The organism is Flavobacterium sp., from assembly GCF_028689845.1.
Taxonomy (GTDB): Bacteria; Bacteroidota; Bacteroidia; order Flavobacteriales; family Flavobacteriaceae; genus Flavobacterium.
Window position 1 is genome coordinate 1 of the sequence record NZ_JAQVCH010000035.1, and the last position, 24,789, is coordinate 24,789.

At 34.8% G+C, this 24,789-nt stretch carries 19 protein-coding genes and 1 tRNA gene; 8 read left to right on the top strand and 12 right to left on the bottom strand.

What is annotated here, in order from left to right:
- The 4 genes from PHR76_RS11345 to PHR76_RS11360 form a co-directional block, all read right to left on the bottom strand.
- A partial coding sequence (locus PHR76_RS11345; protein WP_300062604.1) for a DUF1761 domain-containing protein occupies window positions 1-371 on the bottom strand: 371 nt, incomplete at its 3' end.
- A gap of 65 nt (window positions 372-436) precedes the next feature.
- Window positions 437-1,738 carry a TolC family protein gene (locus PHR76_RS11350; protein WP_300062607.1) on the bottom strand — a complete coding sequence of 434 codons (1,302 nt, stop codon included), beginning with the start codon at window positions 1,736-1,738 and terminating at the stop codon, window positions 437-439.
- Window positions 1,739-1,749: 11 nt separating this feature from the next.
- Window positions 1,750-4,845 (bottom strand): efflux RND transporter permease subunit, encoded by a 3,096-nt coding sequence (locus PHR76_RS11355; RefSeq protein ID WP_300062610.1) that lies wholly within the window; start codon window positions 4,843-4,845, stop codon window positions 1,750-1,752.
- Between the two features lie 3 nt (window positions 4,846-4,848).
- On the bottom strand, window positions 4,849-5,916 hold the full coding sequence (locus tag PHR76_RS11360) for an efflux RND transporter periplasmic adaptor subunit (protein ID WP_300062613.1): 1,068 nt from the start codon (window positions 5,914-5,916) through the stop codon (window positions 4,849-4,851).
- A gap of 309 nt (window positions 5,917-6,225) precedes the next feature.
- Here PHR76_RS11360 and PHR76_RS11365 point away from each other — a divergent pair, with 309 nt between their 5' ends.
- Window positions 6,226-7,080: a Two component regulator three Y domain protein gene (locus tag PHR76_RS11365; RefSeq protein ID WP_300062616.1), complete on the top strand. Its 855-nt coding sequence runs from the start codon at window positions 6,226-6,228 to the stop codon at window positions 7,078-7,080.
- Between the two features lie 56 nt (window positions 7,081-7,136).
- Here the strand turns inward: PHR76_RS11365 and PHR76_RS11370 are convergent, their stop codons facing one another.
- From PHR76_RS11370 to PHR76_RS11400, 7 genes are all read right to left on the bottom strand, one after another.
- Window positions 7,137-8,801 carry a sodium/sugar symporter gene (locus PHR76_RS11370; protein ID WP_300062618.1) on the bottom strand — a complete coding sequence of 555 codons (1,665 nt, stop codon included), beginning with the start codon at window positions 8,799-8,801 and terminating at the stop codon, window positions 7,137-7,139.
- A gap of 18 nt (window positions 8,802-8,819) precedes the next feature.
- A complete protein-coding gene (locus PHR76_RS11375; protein WP_300062621.1) occupies window positions 8,820-9,869 on the bottom strand; it encodes a UDP-glucose--hexose-1-phosphate uridylyltransferase in 1,050 nt (349 codons plus the stop codon).
- 6 nt (window positions 9,870-9,875) lie between these two features.
- The gene (gene galK / locus PHR76_RS11380; RefSeq protein WP_300062624.1) at window positions 9,876-11,075 is read right to left on the bottom strand and encodes a galactokinase; all 1,200 of its coding nucleotides are present in this window, start codon (window positions 11,073-11,075) and stop codon (window positions 9,876-9,878) included.
- Window positions 11,072-13,402 carry a glycoside hydrolase family 2 TIM barrel-domain containing protein gene (locus PHR76_RS11385; protein ID WP_300062627.1) on the bottom strand — a complete coding sequence of 777 codons (2,331 nt, stop codon included), beginning with the start codon at window positions 13,400-13,402 and terminating at the stop codon, window positions 11,072-11,074. The genes galK and PHR76_RS11385 overlap by 4 nt, the downstream gene beginning before the upstream one ends.
- Window positions 13,403-13,490: 88 nt before the next feature.
- Complete coding sequence (locus tag PHR76_RS11390) at window positions 13,491-14,498, bottom strand: glycosyl hydrolase 53 family protein (protein ID WP_300062630.1); 1,008 nt, start codon at window positions 14,496-14,498, stop codon at window positions 13,491-13,493.
- An 8-nt stretch (window positions 14,499-14,506) separates the two neighbouring features.
- Window positions 14,507-15,592 carry a glycosyl hydrolase 53 family protein gene (locus tag PHR76_RS11395; protein ID WP_300062633.1) on the bottom strand — a complete coding sequence of 362 codons (1,086 nt, stop codon included), beginning with the start codon at window positions 15,590-15,592 and terminating at the stop codon, window positions 14,507-14,509.
- A 4-nt stretch (window positions 15,593-15,596) separates the two neighbouring features.
- Window positions 15,597-16,640, bottom strand: a complete 1,044-nt coding sequence (locus PHR76_RS11400; RefSeq protein ID WP_300062636.1) for an aldose epimerase family protein — start codon at window positions 16,638-16,640, stop codon at window positions 15,597-15,599.
- 112 nt (window positions 16,641-16,752) lie between these two features.
- Between PHR76_RS11400 and PHR76_RS11405 the strand changes: the two genes are divergently transcribed.
- The 4 genes from PHR76_RS11405 to PHR76_RS11420 all read left to right on the top strand — a co-directional run bounded on the left by PHR76_RS11405 (window position 16,753) and on the right by PHR76_RS11420 (window position 20,395).
- Window positions 16,753-17,751, top strand: a complete 999-nt coding sequence (locus PHR76_RS11405) for a GntR family transcriptional regulator (protein ID WP_300062639.1) — start codon at window positions 16,753-16,755, stop codon at window positions 17,749-17,751.
- A 131-nt stretch (window positions 17,752-17,882) separates the two neighbouring features.
- Window positions 17,883-18,665, top strand: coding sequence for an ABC transporter permease (locus PHR76_RS11410; RefSeq protein WP_300062642.1), 783 nt, complete (start codon window positions 17,883-17,885; stop codon window positions 18,663-18,665).
- A 1-nt stretch (window position 18,666) separates the two neighbouring features.
- Window positions 18,667-19,419 (top strand): ATP-binding cassette domain-containing protein, encoded by a 753-nt coding sequence (locus tag PHR76_RS11415; RefSeq protein ID WP_300062645.1) that lies wholly within the window; start codon window positions 18,667-18,669, stop codon window positions 19,417-19,419.
- A 7-nt stretch (window positions 19,420-19,426) separates the two neighbouring features.
- Complete coding sequence (locus tag PHR76_RS11420; protein WP_300062648.1) at window positions 19,427-20,395, top strand: MlaD family protein; 969 nt, start codon at window positions 19,427-19,429, stop codon at window positions 20,393-20,395.
- A 26-nt stretch (window positions 20,396-20,421) separates the two neighbouring features.
- On the opposite strand, the gene PHR76_RS11425 is transcribed toward PHR76_RS11420, so the two are convergent.
- On the bottom strand, window positions 20,422-20,583 hold the full coding sequence (locus tag PHR76_RS11425) for a DUF1328 family protein (protein ID WP_300062651.1): 162 nt from the start codon (window positions 20,581-20,583) through the stop codon (window positions 20,422-20,424).
- A gap of 323 nt (window positions 20,584-20,906) precedes the next feature.
- Here PHR76_RS11425 and PHR76_RS11430 point away from each other — a divergent pair.
- From PHR76_RS11430 to PHR76_RS11440, 3 genes are all read left to right on the top strand, one after another.
- Window positions 20,907-20,979, top strand: a tRNA-Met gene (locus PHR76_RS11430).
- Between the two features lie 109 nt (window positions 20,980-21,088).
- Complete coding sequence (locus PHR76_RS11435) at window positions 21,089-22,387, top strand: site-specific integrase (RefSeq protein ID WP_300062654.1); 1,299 nt, start codon at window positions 21,089-21,091, stop codon at window positions 22,385-22,387.
- Window positions 22,388-22,957: 570 nt separating this feature from the next.
- Entirely contained in the window at window positions 22,958-24,601 is a 1,644-nt protein-coding gene (locus PHR76_RS11440; protein ID WP_300062657.1) for a T9SS type A sorting domain-containing protein, read from the top strand.
- Window positions 24,602-24,789: the final 188 nt, after the last annotated feature.

The following is a 24,789-nucleotide window of genomic DNA, read 5'->3' on the forward strand; positions in this document are numbered from 1 at the left end:
GGTAAGGCCAAAAATAAACCGCTCATTAAACCGTGTAAAGCTCCGTGTTTAAAAGATCTAAACGCAGTACCATAATCAGACATAAAGGCGGCATAGGATGGTTTTGCGGTTCCAATGAAATCTGGCCCACCAATCATTCCTAAAGGGCCATATTGATGTACGCTAAGCATTTGGATTACTATGGCCACCATCACTGAAAAGATAAAAGTTAACCCAAATATTTTGAGCATACTTCCTTTTTTTAATTCCGCTTCTGTTAAACCAGTTTCTTTCATCCAAACTTTGCCAAAAAGTATTGGACTGTACCAAAGTGAACCAACAGCCAAAGGAGCTAAAGCGGCTACTAAAACGGCATAAAAATTCATTTCCATTTTAAAAATATTTTTGGTTAGTGAACCAAATATAAATTAAAAAATTCATTTCTTTTTTAAAGTGCTTAAAAACTTAAATTTCCGGCGAGTTCTTTTAAGTTAATTTCGGTTTGTTTGGCTATTAATTCTGCATTGGTTAACCGAATGATGGCGTTGGTATAATTCAATTGGGCGGTTCTAAAATCGATAGGTGAAATTGTTCCGATTTTAAATTTGTCTAAGGTAATCTCTAAGTTTTGCTTGGCTATTTTTTCATTTTTTCGCTCTAACGCTAGTAATGCCAAATTAGATAAATATGATTGGTATAAAGCAGCTAATTGGGTTAATATGGTTTGCGTTTGTTTTTCAATTAGTAATTGCGTGTTTTCGACTTGAATTTTCGAAATTTTTTCGCTCCTATTTTGATTAAAACCATCAAAAACATTGATAGAAGCAGAAACTCCGTAGTTAAAATTCTGCCCTTTGGTTTGTGTAATAAATCCAAATGGCGATTCTGAGCGAAGAAAACTATAGCCCGAAGTTAAACTAATAGTAGGCATCCGATTGGCCTTTACTTGTTTCAATTCATATTCTTGAATTTTTTTATTCAAATATTGAATTTGTAAACTTGGATTTTGAGATAAGGCTAAAGAATTCAGGTCGTTTAGTTTCAAAGAATCATCAATTAAAATAGCATCGCTTACTATAAAATCAGTATCCGAAGGCCGAATTAATAGATTGTTTAATAAGATTTTTGTAATTAAATATTGTTCTTGTAGTCTTATTTTAGCTGAATTATCTGTGTTAAAATCGACTTCGGCATTTAGAACATCTAATTTTGAAGCTTTACCGATAGTAAATTTATTCTGTGCGGTTTTCAACCGAAATTCAGAAATGGCAATGATACTATCCGCTGTCGTAAGTAAGTGTTGCTGATTGACTAGCAAAAAGTACGTTTCATAAACCTCACTTACTTTCGATAATAATTCAACTTTTAGCTCGGTTTCGCCTAATTTCTGCAATTCTTTCAGTTGATTGTGTCGTGCAAACATTCGAAAGCCATCAAAAATTGTCCATTCCAATCCCAAACCATAATTTAAATTGAGGTTTTTAGCTCCATCAATTTCAACTTCATTCCCATTTGATTGGGTTTGAGTGGTGTTTAATATGGTATTATTGTTTGTTAAAATTCCGTTGACACGAGGCAACATTCCAGCGTTTCCAAGCGTAACATTTTCTTCCGAAATTTTAACCTCGTTTTTCGCAATGCGGATATCGAAATTATTTTCTAACGTAAGCCCAACAGCTTCTTCTAATGTTAGCAATGTTTGTCCAAAGCTCCACCATGGACAACATATTAAGGCAAGTATAAAGAGATTTTTTTTCATTTTTAAATTCATTACGACACTTCTTTTTCATATTCATCGGCATGGTCTAATTCGGCAAGGTGTTTCTTTTCACGCGACCACATCATATAAACAGCAGGAATAACATATAAGGTCAAAATCAATGAGAAAACGGTTCCGCCTACAATGACAATTCCCATTCCCATTCTGCTTTGCGAAGCTGCTCCTAACGAAACAGCAATTGGCATTGCACCTAAGGCAATTGTTAAACTCGTCATTAAAATGGGGCGTAATCGCGATTCTGAAGCTTCCATAATTGCTTCGTATTTGGTTTTGCCTTGTTCACGTAATTGATTGGCAAACTCTACAATTAAAATACCGTTCTTGGTCACTAATCCAATTAACATGACCGTACCAATTTGACTAAAAATATTCCAAGTTTGACCAAATAGCCATAAGGAGAATAAGGCTCCTGCCACAGCCATCGGTACCGTTAAAATAATAATAAAGGGGTCGATAAAACTTTCAAATTGTCCGGCTAAAATTAAAAATATTAAGAGTAAAGCCAATCCAAAAGCAAACATGGTATTCGAGCTACTTTCTGCAAAATCACGAGATTCGCCACCTAAATCGGTCGTAAAGGTGTCATCTAAAACCTTTTCTTTAATGCGTTCCATGGCTTCTATACCATCGCCAATACTTTTTCCGGGTGCTAAACCTGCAGAAACCGTGGCTGACATATAGCGATTGTTGTGATAAAGTTGTGGCGGACTACTTTGTTCGTCAATGGTGACTAAATTGTCTAATTGTATCAGTTGTCCGTTAGAGCTTCGCACAAAAATTGACGTTAAATCCATTGGTTTATCTCGGTCTTTTTTGTCAAATTGTCCAAGAACTTGATACTGTTTTCCATTCATTAAAAAATAACCAAAACGTTGACCACTTAACGAAAGCTGTAATGTTTCGGCGACATCTAACACGGAAACACCCATTGATTCTGCTTTTTCTCGGTTAATAGTAACATAAATTTCAGGTTTGTTGAATTTCAAGTTCACATCGGTTACTGAAAAAGTTGGGTCTTGGGAGGCTTCTTCCATAAATAGAGGAATTTTTTCCTGCAATTTTTCAAAGTTTTTGGCTTGAATAATAAATTGAATGGGCAATCCACCACGGCGGTTAACAGAAATTGTGGGCTGTTCTGACACCGAGGTTTTAGCATCATTAAAGCCTTTAGTTAATTGCGTTAATTGATTGGCAATGTCTTTTTGAGATTTTTCCCGATCTTCTGGGTCGATTAATGAAAGACGAGCAAATCCACGGTTAACCGCTCCTACACCAAATCCAGGCGAAGTCACAATTAAACTGACTTTTTTCTCTGGAATGGAATCGGTAATTAATTGGGATAAATCCTGCATAAACCGATCCATGTAATCATAAGTTGCTCCTTCTTGGGCAGTAACGTTTACTAAAACCATACTACGGTCGTCATACGGTGCCGTTTCTTTTTGAAGTAAACTATAAAAAAGATAAGACAATCCCAAACATAGAATTAGAATAGGAAAACTTAACCATTTTTTTGTCATAAATTTTCCTAAGGATTGAGCGTAACTTTTATTTAAATTTTGATAAAAAGGTTCTGTCCTTTCATAAAATTTAGAACGTTTTTGTTTGCCGCCTTTCATCAAGTAGGCATTTAACATTGGCGTTAAACTCAAGGAAACAAAGGCAGAAATGAGCACCGCGGCACCAATTACAATTCCAAACTCTCGAAACAATTGCCCCACAAATCCTTCTAAAAAGATGATGGGTAGAAAAACAGCGGCTAATGTCACGGAAATTGAAATAATCGCAAAAAAGATTTCATTCGAGCCTTTAATGGCTGCTTCAATGGGCGACATTCCTTCTTCTACTTTTTTGAAAATATTTTCGGTCACCACAATTCCATCATCTACCACTAAGCCGGTTGCTAATACAATGGCCAATAAGGTCAAAACATTAATGGAAAATCCAAAAATATACATGATGAAAAAAGTAGCAATTAAAGAAACCGGGATGTCAATTAAAGGTCGAAACGCAATAGCCCAATCTCTAAAAAACAAATAAATAACTAAGGTAACTAGCAACAAGGCTATCAGTAATGTTTCTGCGACTTCAAAAATTGCTTTTTTAATAAATATAGTTGAATCGATGGCAACATTTAACTCAAAATCTTTTGGCAAATCTTTTTTGAGCTCTTCAAATTGTTTATAAAACTCTTCGGAAATGGCTAAGTAATTTGTTCCTGGTTGTGGCGTAATCGCCAATCCAATCATGGTTTGACCAGAGTCGCTTAAACGTGTTTCTAAATTTTCTGCTTCTAAGCTCGCTTTTCCTACATCAGAAAAACGAACAATTTTGTCGCCCTCTGATTTGACAATAATATTATTAAATTCTTCTTCTGTCGATAGATTTCCGAGTGTTTTTACTGTTAATTCGGTGTTTTCACCTGTTAATTTTCCAGAAGGTAATTCGACATTTTGTTTGTTTAGGGCATTCAAAACGTCTATAGAAGTGATGCCAAAAGCATTTAATTTAATGGGATCAATCCACAACCGCATCGCATATTTTCGTTGTCCCCAAATTTGAACACTACTTACGCCCGGAATAGTTTGTAGCCGTTGTAGAATAACGTTTTCGGCATAATCGGTTAATTCCAACACGTTTTTATTCTCACTTTTCATGGTCATAGTCAGAATAGGGTCGGAGTTGGCATCTGCTTTTGAAACTACGGGCGGAGCGGTAATATCTTGTGGAAGACTTCGAACAGCTTGTGAGACTTTGTCTCGCACATCATTCGCGGCTTCTTCTAAATTTTTATCTAAATTAAATTCGATGGTAATCACACTAGTGCCTTGAGCACTTGTGGATGAAATATTCCGAATCCCATCAATTGAATTAATCGCTTTTTCTAAGGGTTCGGTAATTTGCGATTCGATAATATCGGCATTTGCACCCGTATAATTTGTTTGAACACTAATTTGAGCGGGGTCGATGGAAGGAAATTCTCGCACACCCAAATACGTATAACCGATTATTCCAAAAAGGATAATCAGTAAGTTCATTACAATGGTTAAAACAGGCCGTTTTATACTTAGTGTAGAAAGACTCATGGATTATTTTTTAGTCACAGTTATTTTTAAAGGAGCTCCGTTTTTAAGCGACATAATCCCGGAAGTGATTACCGTATCACCTGCTTTTAAGCCATCGGTAACTAAAATTTCTTTTTCTGTTCGTGTTCCTGTTTCAATCACTACTTCTTTAGCCATTCCTTTTTCAGAAATAAATACTTTTTTTCCGTTTTGTATCGGAATAATGGCTTCGGTAGGAACTAATAAGGCGTCGGTTATGTCTTCTAAAGGCAAGATAATATTGGCAAATGTACCCGGAATGAGTTTCTCGTCTTTGTTTTCAGCTAAAGCTCTAATTTGAATCGTTCGTGTGGTTTGTTCAACTGCAGGTTCGATAGCATATACTTTTCCTGAAAAAGTTTCTTTTGAACCCGTTGTCGTAAAAGTAAGCTCCGTATTTGATTTGATTAAATTGCTGTATTTTTCTGGGATAGAAAAAGTAATTTTTACTTGACTGTTATTTACTAATTTGGCAATTAAGGTAGTGGGCGTTACATACGAACCGGGTGAAATAGATCGCAATCCAATTTTTCCTGAAAAAGGAGCCACTATTGAGGTTTTCGCAATTTGAGCCTGAATGAGTTGCGTATTGGCTTGTGTGGATTGCTTTTCGGCAAAAGCCACATCATATTCCTCTTGGCTTATGGCTTCTTTTTGTAAAAGCAATTTTGCTCTTCGTTCATTTTCGGTGGCTAAGGTGAGTTGTGTTTTAGCTTGAGATAATTGAGCTCTTAATTCAATATCGTTCACCTTTACTAAAGTTTGTCCTTTGGAGACAAAACTTCCTTCTTTAAAATAAATGCCTTGTACGACGCCCGATACTTCACTGCGAAGTTCAATCTGTTCATTGGCATCAATTGTTCCAGATATGGTGAGTTCATTTGCAAATTTGATGGGTTGCAAAACAACAGCATTCACCTGATTTGGCATTTTTGGAGCCATTCCTCTTTGATTGGCCATTTCATTTTGTTTGCTATTGACCATTATTCTGTAGCCAATTAAACCAACAATACATATTGACAATAGAATTAAAAGTAAGTTTTTTATTTTCATGAGCAGTAAAGGCAATTTTAGAATAAGTGAGAAAATGTAAAGAAAGCAAATTTACCTTTTTCATTACGATAGACGTAATGTTTAAATCTTATTTAACAAATGTTTATAAAATAGTTTGACTTTGAGACTGACCTATTTTTACCAACTCCTTAATTGTCTAAAAATGAACTAATTCATAACTGCTTTTTAATGATATTTGTAAGTAAAAACCATAAAATATTTAATATATATGCATTTCATCGATTATATTTGCATTATGTCGATACTTGTGTGTATGTTTACATCGTCAAACCCAAATTTAATAGACTTATGAAAACAATTACTTCAACCGTGCTACTTTTATTTGTCTCTTTTTTGTCTTTTGCAGAAGTTTCTGTATCCGAAAAAGAGGCCTTGATAAAATTTTATCACGCGACTAATGGCAAGCAATGGACTAAGACATGGGATTTAACTGCATCACCAACTACATGGTATGGCGTAAAGGTTAAAGAGAACAAAGTAGTCGGATTGATATTACAGAATAATAATCTAAAAGGTGAAATTCCAGCTGAAATTAATAAGCTTCAGTATTTGGAGACTTTAGATTTATTTAAAAATGAAATAAGTGGTAGTTTGCCTGTTACTATAGGCGAATTAAAATCTTTAAAAAACCTTAATGTTTCTTTTAATAGATTAACTGGTGTTATTCCTGTTTCAATTGGAAATGCACAAGCATTGAAATCATTAGAATTATACATGAATAATTTAACAGGACAATTGCCATCTGAAATTGGGAGTTTATCACAATTAGAAAACTTATCCTTATACAATAATAATTTAGAAGGTGAATTACCAGCTTCTTTATATAATTTAAAAAACTTAAAAGTATTAATGCTTAATAGCAATCATTTTTCAGGCAGATTAAGTTATGAAGTTGAAAACATGACAGCTTTAGAAAATCTAAGTTTATTTGAAAATAACTTTATCGGTCAAGTTCCTTTTGAATTAGAAAAATTAAAAAACTTGAAGGAAATGAATATTTCTTATAACAAATTCAACGGTTTGATTTCTTATGCACTAGCTAAAAAAGATACCTTCCAGATGACGATGTTAAATGAAAAAGGATTAGCGGTACGTTTACCTTTAATCACAGATAATACAGGTGTAGTTGGTTCTCCTGATTAAATTCTAGAACCGCTATCCAAACTAAAAAACTTGCTAACCCCAAATAGCAAGTTTTTTTATGCCCAAAAGAAAGCGTATAAAAATGCCAAAATTAAACATATCGCAAAAGCACTAATGTTGAATGCTGAGTTTGTTTTAAACGTTTCACTTCGCAATTCAAAACTTCGTGAATCATTTGCTCCTTTATTTTGAATATAACTCATAAGCATGATAAAAGCCGCGGTTAATAGTGTAGTATAACCCATTTGGTCTAAGAAGGGAACACTCGGAAAAATAGATTCGAAAGAGGAACCCGATGCCCAACCTTTTGGTCCGACTTTAAAAAATAGAGCAATAGGAATAGAAACTAAAGCTCCCCAAATAGCGGCTTTGTTCGTCGTTTTTTTCCAAAACAATCCTAATAAAAAGATAGCTAAGATGCCCGGACTAACAACGCCCGTATATTCTTGAATAAATTGAAATGCTTGGTTAATTCCGCCTAATAGCGGTGCTACAATGGCACCAGTTACTAACGCAACTACAGAAGTCAAACGGCCAATTCGAACTGTATTTTTATCATCCGAATTTTTATTAACGTACTGTTTATATATGTCCATTGTAAAAATAGTAGCAGTAGAATTCAACATCGAGGCCAGCGAAGAAACGATTGCCGCAGTTAAAGCTACAAAAGCCAAACCTTTTAACCCAGATGGTAAAAATTGAATTAACCACGGATAGGCTTTATCCGCGGCAGCGTCACTCGGAATATTGATTAAGCCATCAGCACCTAACCGAGCTAGCATTTCGGGATTATTCACAATCACGTAGGCTGCAATTCCAGGAATGACGACAATAAAAGGAATTAATAATTTTAAAAAAGCGGCTAAAACAATTCCTTTTTGGGCTTCTTTTAAAGATTTAGCTGCCAAGGCACGTTGAATAATATATTGATTAAATCCCCAATAATATAAGTTGGCAACCCAAAGGCCGCCTACTAAAACACCAATACCCGGAAGATTTAGATATTCTGGGTTCGATTCCTCTAAAATCATAGAAAATTTAGAAGGAGCTTTGTCATAAATAATACCAATACCTTCCAAAATACCTTGTCCGTTTGAAACGGTATCTAATGCTAAGTAGGTTGTGGCTAACCCGCCAATGATTAAAAAAACGACCTGAATAGCATCTGTCCATGCAATCGAAGCTAATCCACCATAGATGGAATAAGCGGCTGCAAACAACGAAAGCCCAATGATGGCCCACATCATATCCACACCCATAATCGTATTCATGGCTAGTGCTCCTAAATATAACACCGAGGTAATGTTAACAAAAACATATAAAGCCACCCAAAATACGGCTAAAATGGTTTTTAAATTTGTGGAAAATCGTTTTTCTACAAATTCTGGAATCGTATAAATTCCTTTTTCAATGAAAATAGGCAAAAAATATTTTCCAACAATGAGTAGGGTAATCGCGGCCATCCATTCATAAGAAGAAATAGCTAAACCTACTGCAAAACCTGAGCCCGACATGCCAATAAATTGTTCGGCTGAAATATTAGCGGCAATTAAAGAAGTTCCAATAGCCCACCAAGGCAATGACTTGCTCGCTAAAAAATAATCTTCAGCATTTTTTTGGTGCCCTTTTTTACTGCGAGACATCCAAAGACCAACGCCTAAAATTAAAACGGCATACGCGATAAAAACAATATAATCAAGTGCAACAAAACCCGTATTCATAAGCGAAGAATTAGAATATTATTTTAATTTATAATGCAATAACGGCAAATTTCTTAAAATCAAAGCACTTTTTTCAGGAGAAATATCGCGTTGAGCTTCTCCTAAAAGTTCATAACCTACCATAAATTTTTTGATGGAGGCACTGCGTAACAAAGGCGGATAAAAATGCATATGAAAATGCCATTCGGGATGAGCTAATTGGTCTGTTGGCATTTGATGTATTCCTGCGGAATAGGGAAAAGAGGATTCAAAAAGATTGTCGTATTTAACTGTTATTCCTTTTAAGATTTCAGCAAAAGCGATGGTTTCTGATTTTGTCATTGCCATAATACTTCCAAAATGTCTTTTGCTAATGACGATTGTTTCATACGGCCAAGTAGCCCAAAAAGGAACGATTACAGCAAAATGGTCATTTTCTAAAACAAGTCGCTCTTTTGATTTTAATTCGTCCTCCAAATAGGCTTTTAACAGACTTTTTTGATGAGTTTTATAATAGTTTTCTAAATTTTTTTGTGTTTTTTCAACTTGTGTTGGTAAAGATGATTGTGCCCAAATTTGTCCGTGTGGATGCGGATTACTGCAACCCATAATAGCTCCTTTGTTTTCAAAAATTTGCACATAATTAATAAACGAATGACTGCCTAATTCTGCATATTCGCGTTTCCAAGTTTCAATTATTTTTTGGATGTCTTCTACCGCCATCTCTGGGATAGTCAAGTTGTGATTTGGAGAAAAACAAACCACTTTATTAATTCCTCTTTCTGGTTTTAATTGAAAAAAAGAAGATTTCGAAACCGATTCATAATCAACTTCTTCTTGCAATAGAGCCGAAAAATCATTTTCAAATACAAAACAATCCGTATAATCCGGATTTACCATTCCGTTTGAACGTTCGTTTCCGGGACATAAATAACAATTTTCATCATAAAGAGGCAAATCAACTGCTGCGTTTTTTTCATTTTGGCCTTGCCATGGTCTTTTGGTGCGATGCGGCGATACCAAAATCCATTCGTCTAAAAGTGGATTATAACGTCGGTGTGGATGCTCGTTGGTGTTGAAAGTTTGCATAGTTTATTACTTTTCAGAAAATAATTGGTTGTATTGACGCTGTTTAATTTTTGATGTTCCTTTTGAAATTTTAATTTTATAAGCGGTTAATTCAATTCCAAAAGATGCCTGATATGCTTTTGAAATTTTATCAAACAATTCTTTTTCTGTTCCTTTTTCTATTAAATTGATAGAACAACCACCAAAACCTCCGCCCATCATTCGGGAGCCGATTACTGTTTTTTCTGATTGAACAAAATCAACTAGAAAGTCTAATTCGTCACAACTCACTTCATATTCTGCCGATAATCCATCGTGGGTTTCAAACATCAATTGCCCTAATTTGCTAAAATCATTGGCGTCTAAAGCGGCAACAGCTTCATGTACTCGTCTAATTTCATTCACTACAAAGTGCGTTCGCTTATACAATGTTTCGCCTAAATCGGCTCGTAAAAGCTGTACTTGTTCTTCGGTACAATCTCTAAAACTGTTCACCGATGAAAATTTATTTTTAAGGATGGCTAAGCCGTTTTCCACTTCTGTTCTTCGCGTATTGTACCCCGAAGTAAGATGCGTGTGTTTTACATTACTATCCAATAAAAGTAGGGAATATTTTTTAAAATCTGCTCGATGGTAGGCATACGCTAAGGAGGTGCAATCTAATTTGATGACCTTATTCTTTTTGCCAAAAACACTTGCAAATTGGTCCATGATACCACATTTAACTCCAACAAAGGTGTGTTCCGACTTTTGTCCGATTAAAGCGATTTCTTGTTTGGTTAATTTCAAATTAAACAAGGAATTTAAAGCAAATCCAAAGCCACATTCTAAAGCTGCCGAAGAGGACAATCCAGCTCCCATCGGAATCGAACTGCTAAAAACAACTTCAAAACCTTTTTCAGTAAAACCTTTTGTTTTTAACTGCTGTAACACACCGAGTAGGTAATTGACCCACATTTTATCAACGGGTTGTAAATCATCGTTGATGTGAAACTGATAAGTGTCGTTTAAATCTTTAGCAACAAGCGTACAAACACCAGTGTCGTTTTTAGAAATAGCAAAGCAAATGTATTTATTGATTGCTGCTGGAAGCACAAAACCATCGTTATAATCTACATGTTCGCCAATAATATTGATTCTTCCTGGCGATAAGAAGAGGGCTTGCGGTTGTTTTTGAAATTGTTTTTCAAAAAGTTCCGAGGTCGCTTTTAGTAATTTCTTTTTCATGGTTTTAATTCAAGTGTCGCTTCGGGTAAATTCTTTGCTTTCGCTTTGAGCAGTATCGGTTTTTTAAAGGAGTTTGTTCTTAGCAAAATAGCAGCGATACCAGCTTCGGCAGGCATGGGGTTTTGACCAATTAATTCGGCGTTTTCACCTTCAATAGAAAAGGTAATGGGGACGTTGGAATCTGAAACGACTGTTCCGTTTTCGTCTGTAACAGAAGCATACACAAAAAGAATGTCCCTGCCATTAGGATTGATTTTGATGGTTGATAAATCATAATTCAAAACAATTTTGGACGGTTCTCCTGCAGTTAGAACAGTGTGTTCCGTAACGGGTTTACTATTTAAAAATCCAACTGCCTTAAGGGTTCCTTTTTGGTATTCATCTAGGTTAAACTGAAATGGCGGATGCGGCAATTCACTTGAAAATTCATTCTTTTTTGGTTTTTGTTTGCTAATTAAAACGTTGTTTAAATACAAAGCCACTTCGTCACAATTACTAAAAACGGTTATTGCCAAAGATGATTTTTCATTCCAATAGCTTGCAATATGCACCATTGGTCCTGAAATTAATTTTTCGTTTAATTTTACATCGGGCGAACGCTGACTTTGGTAAAAGTAAAAAGCAAATTTCGGAATTCGGAAGATATCGCTAATGCCAGAGCTTTCAAGATCATCTGCATAACCGCGGTTATAGTCGAACATCAACCAATTGGCTTGACCGATGGTGTTTTTTCCTTTCAAATTCGAATTAAATGCTTCTTGATAATTAAACGCTTGTTGCAAAAGACGTTTTTCGCCAAAACCTCGCAACTGACGGCTGGTGCGTTCTTCGTCTTTTAAATTAGCATAAGTCGTTTGATTAAAACCTGCATTTTGAGCATAATATTCCCAGTCGCCATATTCGGCAATGAGGTTTTTACGGTTTCCATTTTCGTAGTCATTCCAATAAAGAGGTGCTTTTCCGTGTTGACGAGCCGGAATATAAAGGTCATAGTTCAGATTGTCAATCCAACCAGCGGTGTAAATACGATGATAAGGCAACTCTGCTTTCAAGATTTCATTTGCTTTTTGCATGTACGGTTCTTTCATATCGCTTTCATTCAGCGAAACTTCCCAAAAAATAACACTCGGATGATTTCGGTCTCTTCGGGCTAAATCGCGAATTTCTTGGTATGAGTTTTGGATGAATTTTTCATCCCCCGTAAATTGCCAGCCCGAAATACAATTCATCGTCAACAGACCCAATTCATCACACGCTTTTAAGAAGGATTCCGTTTGCGGATAATGCGACAAACGCACGAAATCAAAACCTGCGTTTTTAATTTTCACCGCATCACGGTAATTGGCTTCATCCGAAAGGGCATAGCCAACATACGGATATTCTTGATGGCGATTGGTACCGTTGAGGAATAATTTTTCATCATTCAAATAAAAACCATCGGCTTTTAATTCTGCTTTTCGGATGCCTATTTTTAAAATTTGTCTATCCACGATTTGATTTTCGGAAACTAAATTAATTGCAACTTCATATAAATTTGGCTTTTCAATTCCCCATAATTTTGGATTTGCAATTTCAATGTTTTGTAAAAACGATGCGTCTGAATTTGGTTCAAGTATAACTTCTTTAGTCGAAAATGAAATTTTTTCATCCCCGTTTACAAAGGTGATTGTCGCATTTATTTTCTTTGCTTTTGAATCGTCATTTTTTACATGAATTTTGACAGTTCCAGTTGCTTTTTCTTTTGAAACCTTATCAAAATTCACAATGATTCCGCCACTATTGACTTCGTTGGTATGAATCGCATCTGTGATATACGTTTTATTAGTTCTTATCAAATAAACATTTCGGTAAATTCCGCCATAGTAATTAAAATCGAGTTCTTTTAATGGTTTTCCAGGTGGGATTTGAGCATTATCGGTATTGTTAACTTTGACGATAAGTATATTTCCAGTTGGTTTTAAACGGTTGGTCAAATCGACGGTAAATGGCAAATAGCCACCTTGATGATGCATCAAAAACTGCCCGTTTATCCAAACGGTTGCTTCGTGCATGACACCTTCAAAATAAAGAAAGACTTTGTCATCGGTCATAGAATAATCAAAAGTTTTTTGATACCAACAATCGCCTTGCCATTGGCTATTAACAACCAAAGGCTCCAGTTGAGCGGAATGAGGCAAAGTGATTTTTTCCCAATCTAAAGAAGTCGAATCTTTAGAAAAAGTCCAATCAGACCCAAAGTTGATTTTTGTCCGACCGTTGGATGCTAATTTTTCACTACAGGAAAATAAAATGAAAGTAGTGAAGCAAAGTAGAATAGCGTGTTTCATTTTTAGCTACTGATTTTAGTTAGTATAAACGCATGTCATTGATACATTTGCAGTTATTTTGCCGCTTATTCCCGAATTTATATCTAAATTAATCCTTAAATGCATCCAATGCTGGCGAAGGTTTTCCGTCTGGCAGCCAAGCACTCAAACTATAACCACTCCAACTTTTCTCGCCTTGAGGTTCCCAATATAAAACGCCTAAGCCTTTGTTGTTTGGAATGTTTTTTACGGCTTTAATAGTTGCTTCTAACAATGCTTTAGTGTTTTCAACTTTGTCATATTCGCCTCCTACTTCTACAATCATAACCTCTTTATGATAACGGGTGACCATGTCATTTAAATTGAATTCTAAATTAGCAATAGTTTCGGTATAATCTTTTTTTACCCAAAAAGGATAATACGAAAGCCCAATAACATCATATTTCACGTTTTGAGCGGTGGCATTGTCAAAGAATGTTCTAAATTTCGCATTATTGTCTCCTTCATCAACATGCACAATCACTTTGATATCGGAATCAACCGCTTTCACGGCATCATAGCCTTTGTTTAAAAGCCGGCCTAATTGTACCCAATTGTCAGTGCTTCCATCGGGCCACAACATACCGCCAGGAATTTCATTACCCACTTGAACCCATTCTGTTTTTACGTTTGCTTTTTTTAAAGCGGTCATTACGTCAAACGTATGCTGGTAAACTTCTTGGGCTAATTGGTCAAACGGAAGGTCTTTCCAAGCAGCAGGTTTATTTTGTTTTCCTGGATCGGCCCACGAATCACTGTAGTGAAAATTAATCATAATGCGGAAGCCCATTTTTTGTGCTCGAACAGCAAAAGCTACCGTTTCTTCTTTGCTACAATGGCCACTCGCTTTGTCACTGGAAGGATTGACGAAAACACGCAAGCGAACCGTATTCATTCCTCGGTCTTTTAATAATTGCAAACAATCTTTTTTAGAGCCATCGGCATCATAAAATTGATATCCAGTTGCTTCCATTTGGGGCAGCCAACTTACATCGGCACCTTTAGAAAAGGTAAATTTATTTTGAGAAAAGACCGTTACGCTTACTAAAAGCATAACGAGTGTTTGAATTTTTTTCATACGAACTATTATTGATTAAAAACGGCCATTGCAGGCAAAGCTTTATTTTCAAAATCCCATAACGCTTGGTTCTCCCAACTTGAGCCATTAGTAGATTCATTACCGCGAAATGCTATCCATTCGGTTCCCCAATAGGCAAAACCGATTCCGTAATTGGTTTCTTTTAAAAGTTTTTTGATGGCAAGAAGGTAATCTTTTTGGCCATCTGGTGTTGCTGGAAAAGTTGAAAGCAATTGGCTTTGTTCCCCAATGATATTATTTGTCCAATCATTCCAATTTAAGGTAAATGCATAGGCAGTTTCTGCGATGAGAACTTTCTTATTATGTGTTTGGCCTAAAGCAGTAATGGAACTTTTAACGTCGTTTAAATTTTTACCGTGCCAAATAGGATAATAGGATAAGCCGATATAATCATAATCAACGGAATTCATTTTGTTAAAAAACCAAGTGGCATCAGCACCAATTCCAGCATAATGAAGCATGATTTTGGTGGTAGGAGATTGTGCTCGAATGGTTGCACTTGTGGCGGAAAGTAATTCTAAACATTGACTTTCTTGACTAATTAAGTTTCCTTTTGGCCATAAAAAACCACTATTAATTTCGTTTCCAATTTGGATTATGTCTGGTTGAATTTCTGTAATTATGGACGCGGTATAGTCCTTAACCGCTGTTTTTAAAGCTGAAAACGTTAAATTTTGCCATGCTGCTGGAGTGGCTTGCTGTCCGGGATCCGCCCAAGTATCCGAATAATGTACGGTGAGCCATACTTTCATTCCGGCTTGTTTGACGCGTTGAGCATAAGCTTTAACTTCGTTAAAGCTAGAGTGGCTGTCGGATGGGTTTTTCCAAAGCCGCATTCGTATTGTGTTGCAACCCGCATTTTTCAGGGTAGTCAATGCGATTTCGGGTTGGTTGTCGGCATTATAAAATACCGTGTTTTCACTTTCCATTAAAGGCAAATAAGACATGTCTGCTGCTCGAATAAACGTATCGTCAACTGGCGGCGAATCAGGTATTGGACTGTCTTCTTTAGAACAACTAGAAATCCACAACGTTACAAAACTGATTAAAAAATATAAAAGTATTTTCTTCATAGGATTAGATTTTTTCAAACGCAAAAATGGTTTGATGATGGTATCGATTTCCTTTTTTTAGAAATGAATTCGGAAAATTTTCATGATTGGGAGCATCGGGATAATTTTGCGTTTCAAAACAAATACCACTTTGTGAATGATAAGCAGCATTGTTTTTTCCCGGGAGTTCCCCAAAGCAATCCCCGCCAACATACACATGAACCGCGGGTTGATCGGTTAATACCGTCATTTTTAATTTATTTTTTTGACTTTCTAATACAGCAGCCACTTTTTGATTTTTTTCTAAGACAAACGTATGGTCGATTTCCGAAGGAACTTTTTTAGCGTTTGTAAAATCGAATTCAGTTTGGTCTACACGTTTAATTTCACCTGTTGGGATGTTTTCTGCAGTAGTATCTAAAAAAGCATTTGCATATATTGTCACTTCTTGATTCTTTATGCTGGTGTGCTGTCCTTCCAAATTAAAATAGGTGTGTTGCGTTAAATTAATAACGGTATCTTCTGTGCTGTAAGCATGAAAATCAACAATTACTTGATTACTTTCTGTAAGCATATAGGTTACTTCAGCCACCAACATTCCCGGAAAACCTTCTTCTTCATTGTGGCTCACATATTCTAATTTTATAGAAGGATAATCGCCTCCGTTTATTTTTTTTACTTTCCAAAACTGTTGGCTAAAACCGGAAACGCCCCCATGTAAGTGATGATTGCCGTGATTTTTTGTTAATATTATTTCTTTTCCGTAAAGTGGAAATTGTCCTTTATTTATTCTTCCGGCATAACGTCCTACTACTGCCCCAAAATAAGGAGCACTTGGGAGTGAATAGGAGTGGATGTAATCATCTAGGTTTTCAAAACCCAAAACGACATCAATTTTTTCAGCATCATTTAGCGGAACTTTCAACGAAGTAATCGTTGCTCCATAATTAATAACAGATAATTCCATGCCGTTTTTATTTTTTAAGGTATAGCATAGTACTTCATTGATGGAGGTTAGAAGTCCAAAGGATTTTATGTCAACTATTGTATCTGCGGAGGTAAGGGACATTTTTTGCTGGTTTAAAAATGAATGTAAGTTCAAAAGTATCAAACAAAAAGCTATAAACATACCAGTACCTACCAGTTTTTAACTATCTTGCTACCAGTTAATTATTTGAGGTATGAAATTATTTTCATTAGAGACAAAATCAGCTGTTCCAAAATACAAACAACTCGTTCAGTCGGTTGAGGTTGCCATCCTTGAAAAAAGAATAAAAAAAGGAGATCGTTTGCCTTCGCTCAATAAAGTTTGCTTGGAATTCGGTATTTCTCGTGATACCGTTTTATTGGCGTATGAGGAGTTAAAAAAGCGTGGAATTGTTTATGCTATTTTAGGAAAAGGATATTACATCAAGAGTGTAGAGTTTAGTTTTGACCATCGGTTTTTTGTGCTTTTTGATGAATTGAATTCGTTTAAAGAAGACTTGTATTCTTCTATTTTAGAGGCAATTGGAGAAAAAGCCCACATTGATATTTTTTTCCATCATTTTAATCTAGCTATGTTTCGCAAGTTGATTAATGAAAGTAAGGGTGATTATTCTAAATACATAATTATGCCCACTAATTTGGTTGGAGCGGCCGCTATTATTAAAACCTTACCTAAAAACGAAGTGTATATTTTAGACCAAACCAATTCGGAATTGGCAGATTATCCTTCGGTTTATCAAAATTTTGTGAAAGATATGTATCAGGCTCTGGTTCAGGCAAAGGAGAAATTAGCTAAATATGAGCAATTGATTTTGATTTTTCCTGGATATAAAGAACCGTTAGGGATGGTAGAGGGGTTTTTAAATTTCACCACTGATTTTTCTTTTAAACATAAAGTAATTCCAGATTTTGATATGCAAACCATAGAAAAAGGGACAGTTTATGTTATTCCGAACGATCGTCACTTAGTGCAAGTAATTGAACAAGCCAAGCTACAAAATTTAGATTTAGGTGTAGATTTTGGAATCATTTCTTATAATGACACCTCTTTAAAAAAAATTGTCGCTAATGGAATTACAACCATTTCTACTGATTTTAAAGCAATGGGATTTACATTAGTAGATATGATTTTCTCCAATACAAAGGCCCAAATCGAAAACAACAGCCAATTGATAATTCGTGCATCTTTATAAATTGCAATACGATTTTAAACCTAAAAACCGATTTTAGCGGACGTGTTATTATTCAATTTCAAGGATGCTAAAACGAATTAAAAGTCATAACTTTACTTTCAAGATAGCCGCTCGTAAACGAATCGTTTTAGATGAAGATAATTACAAGAATAACTGAAAATGTAAAATCCTTTCTCGCTGAAATTGGAGAGTTGGCTTATTTTGCGGGTCGGTTTTTTAAAGAAACTTTTCGACGTCCCTTCGAAACCAATGAGTTTTTTAGGCAATGTTATCTTATCGGAATCCAATCGTTGTTTTTGGTGGCTATGACAGGATTTATTATTGGAATCGTTTTTACGTTGCAATCCCGTCCCACTTTGCAACAATTTGGTGCCGTATCTTGGATGCCTTCGATGGTGAGTATTTCCATAATTCGTGAGATTGGCCCCATTATCATTGCTTTAATTTGTGCTGGAAAAATTGGTTCGGGTATCGGAGCTGAAATTGGTTCGATGCGGGTTACCGAACAAATTGACGCCATGGAAGTTTCGGGAACTAATCCTTTTAAATATTTAGTGGTAACTCGCATTTTAGCCACGACGTTTATGTTGCCCATATTGGTTATTTTTGGCGATGTGATTGCAATTTATGGTTCTTATTTAGTAGAAAATATTAAAGGAAATGTCTCGTTCTTACTTTATTTTAACCAAGTTTTTAAACATTTAGAATTTGTCGATTTAATGCCAGCGACCATTAAAACGTTCTTTTTTGGTTTTGCCATCGGGTTAGTAGGGTGCTTTAAAGGATATACTTGTAAAAAAGGCACAGCTGGAGTTGGAATTGCAGCTAATTCGGCGGTAGTATTTACTTCGATGTTGCTTTTTGTAATTGATTTTATGGCCGTGTTTGTAGCCAATATATTTTACGATATTTAAAATGGAAAAGAATAAAACCGATAGAAAAGCAGTAATTGAAGTCCAAAATGTACATAAAAGTTTTGGAACTAACCACGTTTTAAATGGTTTTACGATGACTTTACTTGAAGGTGAAAACGTGGTGGTTATGGGCAAATCGGGATCAGGCAAATCAGTTTTGATAAAATGTATTATTGGATTGGAATCGATAAGTAGTGGCACAATCAAAATCATGGATAACGATATCAATCAATTATCCAGAGATGAAATGGATGAGTTACGCACTGAAATTGGATTTTTATTTCAAGGAAGTGCGTTATATGATTCGATGTCCGTTCGCGAAAATTTAGAATTTCCGTTAAGAAGACATTCACAAAAATTTGGAGTAGTCAAAGACACAACTCCTTTAGTGTTAGAGGCCTTGGAAAGTGTGGGGTTGGCTCACGCCATTGATTTGATGCCTAATGAGCTCTCTGGCGGAATGAAGCGACGTATTGCCTTGGCTCGGACCTTAATTTTAAAGCCAAAGATTATTTTATATGATGAACCCACAACGGGGTTGGATCCCATTACATCCAAAGAAATTATTGAATTAATGAAATCAATTCAACAAAAGTATAAAACTTCAGCCATCATCATCACCCATGATATCGATTGTGCTCGTGTAATTTCTAATCGAATGATTTTGTTAGTGGACGGAATAAATTATGCAGAGGGCACTTTTGAGGAATTAACGCAACTAAAAGATGAAAAAGTGCAGGCTTTTTTTAAATAAAAAATGTATGGAAAAATCAACTAATCAAAAAATTAAACTAGGCGTCTTTGTTATTATAGGCCTTTTGCTATTTATCGCAACGGTTTATTTCATTGGAAGTAAGAAAAACATGTTCGGTAATACAGCGATTATCACGGCAGTCTTTACGAATGTAAATGGATTGCAAATTGGTAATAATGTACGTTTTTCTGGGATAAATGTAGGAACGGTTCGAGAAATGGAAATGAAAAACGATACGATGATAGAAGTGCGAATGGTTGTGGATACTAAAATCCTAACGCATATTAAAAACGATGCGGTGGCTATCATTGGTTCTGACGGATTAGTGGGAAATATGGTAATTAATATTAATCCAGGTAAAGGTTCCGGAATAGCACTTCAGCCAGGAGACCAAATTAAGACCCATAACCGCGTTAAAACCGATGATATGATGAAAACCTTAAGCGTAACAAATGATAATGCTGCGGTTTTAACCGAAGATTTGATAAAAATAACCAACCAAATCCGTACAGGAAAAGGTACTATTGGCGTTTTATTAAACGATACATTGTTTGCAAAGGAGTTGAGCCAGACTATCAATTATATCAAATTAACGACTAAAGGAGCCACCGAATCTGCACAAAAATTAAATCAATTAATCACTTCTTTGCAAAATGAAAATAATGTCATCGGGGTGTTAAACGACACCGCAGTTGCTCATCAATTAAAAAGAACAGTGGCTAATGTTGAGCAATCGAGTGTGCAGCTGGATGTTTTATTAGCGAATTTAAATCAAACCATCACCAATGTAAAAGAAGGGGATGGCGTACTAAATTACCTTTCAAACAATCCGAAATTGGTCAAACAAATCGATTCAACTATGATCAACTTAAATCAAGCAAGTAAAAAATTAGACGAAAATTTAGAAGCCTTGAAACACAATTTTTTCTTTAAAAGCTATTTCAAAAAGAAAGAAAAAGAGCAAAAAAAAGAATAGTCTATTAGGGTTTCGTTTTTCGTTTTTTATATTTTTTTTCTTCCACTAATTAAAGTTAAGATAAAAAGTACAATAAAAATAAAGAATAATACTTTCGCGATACTAGCAGCACCAGCGGCTATTCCTCCGAATCCAAAAATTCCAGCAACTATTGCCAAAATAATAAAAATAACTGTCCATCGTAACATAATAATAGGTTTTATTGGTTAATAATTAGCTTGTTCATTTAATGCTAATTCAAGAAGTAAATAATTTCTAGCGTTTAGTTTAATTGAACTAATACAAAGTTAGGGCAGGCTAGTTGTTAGAATTTTATAGAATATTTAGAAATTCTTATGGGATTGCCATTTTGAATAAGTTTTAAAAAAGTCATCTTTACTTTTTATACAAACAGAATAAAACATAACGTACACAGCCGCAATGCCTAGGCGACTTTAAAAGCTATAAATGAAAAAGTTTTCATAATATACTTGCATTTACAGATAATCGTTGTATATTTGCACTCACAAATCGCGGGATAGAGCAGTAGGCAGCTCGTCGGGCTCATAACCCGAAGGTCACAGGTTCGAGTCCTGTTCCCGCTACTAGGTTAACTCCTTAAAATTAAACGGATTGTATACACAATCCGTTTTTTTTATGTCTCCAATTTTATTACTTTTACAAAACGTACACGAAAACGTACACGTTTTTAAAATGAAAATTAATTTTTCTGAGCCTAAAATCTTTACTGGTGGTGTTGCTATTTCGATGTGGAATAAACTCTCCAAAGAACAACAAAATGATGCTTTAGCCAAAGATTGGTATGTGTATTTTTCCTTTCGAAATAAGTTGACTGGAAAAATGGAAAGACAAACAAATATCAAAGGGGGAGCAAATCGGTATAAAAATAAAAGGCAACGTCTAGCCATTTTGAAGAAATATCAACAGGCTTTGCAATTGTTTTTGGATAATGGAAACGACCCCAATGAGGCAGAATCCGTTCAACCAACGCTATCGAATTTAACTGTAAAAAAACCAATAGCAAAAAAAGAAACAGTAGAATCTACAAAGGAGCATCTTGTCGTTACTGAAGAAAAGAGTAATGAGCCAATCATCGTATTGCATCCTATCAAAGAATCTTTAGCTTTAGTTTTAAAGATTAAGGAAAATGTGCTGAGTAAAACTTCGCTCCCTAATTTTAGAAGTAATTTAAACAAGTTTGAAAAGTGGTTGAATGAAAATGGTATGGAAGGAAAATCAATTCAATCCGTAACCAAAAAGAACGTCATTGATTACTTAAATGACGTATTGGATAAGACCAGTGCCCGAACTAGAAATAATGCAAGAATTGATATTGGTTCTATTTTTCAGACCTTAGAGGACAATGAACTCATCAAAGAGAATTTTGTCAAAAAAATCAATGTTTTAAAATCGACGCCCGAACGAAACAAAACCTATACGGAGACTTTACAAACGGATATTTTCAAATACATGGAAGAAAACGATCCGCATTTGTTGTTATACGTCAAGTTTGTTGGCTATGGTTTTTTAAGACCAATTGAAATAGGAAGATTAAAAGTAGGCGACATTGATACCGTTGGAAAGAAACTCTATTTTAAAGCTAAAAATAGTCCAGTTAAAACGAAAATTATACCTGAAATTCTTCTAAAAGAATTACCTGACTTATCAAAAATGGATATAAACTGGGATTTATTTACACCAGAAGGAATAGGAGGGGTGTGGGATACAGAAGAAACGAATAAGCGAGATTATTTTTCCAAACGATTCAAAAAAGTAAAAGACCATTTTAAATTGGGAAGTAATTACGGTTTGTATAGTTTCCGACATACATTCATCACTAAGTTATATACTGACTTTGCAAAAACGATGACCCCTAATGAAGCCAAAAGTAAATTAATGCTCATTTCAGGACATGCAACTATGGATGCATTGAATAAATATTTACGGGATATTGATGCGGTGTTACCTGAGGATTATTCGGGAAGTTTGTAAATGGAATGTTTATGCGTAAATCTAACGTATGATTTACGTGTAAATGAGTTTGTTTTTTTGAGATGGCATAAATTATTTCATTTTTAATTCTTTTAATGTCAATGTGTTTGATTTTCAAAGATGAATATTTGCATTTGAATAAGCATTATATTTATTATTAAATCACCATTACTTTTTCATTTCCAAAAATATAAAAGAAGAATAGATCATAAATGTTTTGAAATTGAATAAAAATTTAATTTGAGCAAAAAACAGGCTAGGTTATAAAATATTATTATATGCCTATTAAAATTTAACTCAAAATAACACCTAATATATTCACTTTAAAATATAATTTATAGTAATTCAATTTATCCTACTGATATATTCTATTAAACTGATTATTACTTTTTAAATTTTTTCTCCTTTAAATTAATTGTTCAGAAATTTTTCATTTTTCATAAACAAACTCTACCTAGATTTAGGGATATTGTCAATATCCCTAAATCTAGGTATTGCATGATAAGTTTTATATTATTAGTATTGTTAAAGTTTTATTAAAATTTTAAAAGAACTCCTTAATATTTTTTTATGAAAAAAAATCTCCTCTTTATTTTCTTTCTAACATTATGGTGTAATGTTTTTAGTGAAAAGGTATTTTCTCAAGATATTCTATGGGAAAAAAGTTTTGGTGGCAAACAAGCGGATTTTCTATTTGATGTTATACCAACTCCTGACTATGGTTTTATTTTAGCTGGTAGTTCTGTTTCAAACAAATCAGGGAATAAAGACCAGAATAGCCGCGGAGACATGGATTATTGGGTTTGGAAAATGAATGAAAAAGGGGAGTTTGAATGGCAAAAAAGTATGGGTGGAAATGCTCAAGACAAATTACGAGTAGTTGTTTTAACCAATGAAGGAGGCTTTTTATTGGCAGGTTCTTCTGAATCAGAAAAAGGGTTAGATAAGAAAGATAAAAACAAAGGAGGTTCTGATTTTTGGATAATCAAATTGGATGCAAAAGGTGGAGAGCTTTGGCAAAAAACCATTGGTGGAAGTGGACAAGATGAACTGACTTGTGCTATGCGTACTCGAGATGGTGGTTTTATTATTGGGGGAACTTCTGACTCCGAAGAATCAGCAGATAAAACTACTCCAAACTATGGTGGAACTGATTATTGGGTATTGAAATTAGATAAAAATGGCAAAATAGAATGGCAACAAAGTTTTGGCGGTAATTACTCGGATGAACTTCGCAGTATTACCCAAACCAAAGACGGTGGTTTTTTATTAGGTGGAAGTTCTAATTCTCTAGACAATGGAACAAAATCACAAAAAAACAGAGGACAATCTGATTTTTGGGTTATTCGAATAGATGAAGATGGGAAAGAATTATGGCAAAAAGTAATTGGCGGTAATAAAGACGATCAGTTATATGTAGTAACTACTACCAATGATGGAAATTATCTTTTAGGCGGTAATTCAAATTCAGAAACTAGTGAAGATAAATTAAGTAAGAATGAAAGCGGTACCGATTTTTGGGTCATCAAATTAAATGATGAACAAACTATCCTTTGGCAAGAAACCTATAATATAGGGAAAATGGATGTGTTAACCTCTTTATTAGAAAATGACGACCAAACCATTTTATTGGGCGGATATACTCAAGGCGAACGCATTATTAGAAAAAGTGCTCCAGCCTCTAAAGTTGGGAAATCTAAAAGTAAAGCGGAAGAACCAGAAAACATGAAAAAAGGCACATCCGATTATGTCGCCATCAAACTAAACCCTAAAGGCGAAGAAATATGGCGAAAAGAAGTAGGCAGTAAAGGCGAAGATATTTTGAAAAAAGTTATAGAAACTCGTGATGGAGGTTATTTAATGGCTGGAACTAGTAAAGGAGCAATTTCAGATGACAGAAATTCTAGCAAAGGAGGTAATGATTTTTGGGTTGTAAAATTAAAGGATAAAGATAAAAAAGTTAAAGACAAAGTTAAAGTTGAGGCAATACCAAATCCAGCAATAGATTTCACAAATGTGATTGTTGGCTTTGAGTTCACAAAAGGAACAGCAACTTTAGTTGATTTAGCAGGGCATATTCTACAACAATTCCCGATAAAAGAACGAACAGTGCCTATTGACATGCAAGGTTTGCCCATGGGAATTTATGTAGTGAATATCAAAACCGATAAAGGTGATGCAGGAGTTAAAATACTAAAACAAGATAGAAATTAATAATAGTTAGAAATATGAAAAAAATATACTTTTTAATCACCATGTTGGTTTTTAATGTTGGTTTTTTTGATTGTCCGTAATTACCCATAATTAAATAAAAAGTATTATTTTTGATAAAAAAAGCAATGAATTTATTCAGTTTTACAGCAAATTTTGGGAGTGAAGAATCTTGTAGACTTCATTTTAAA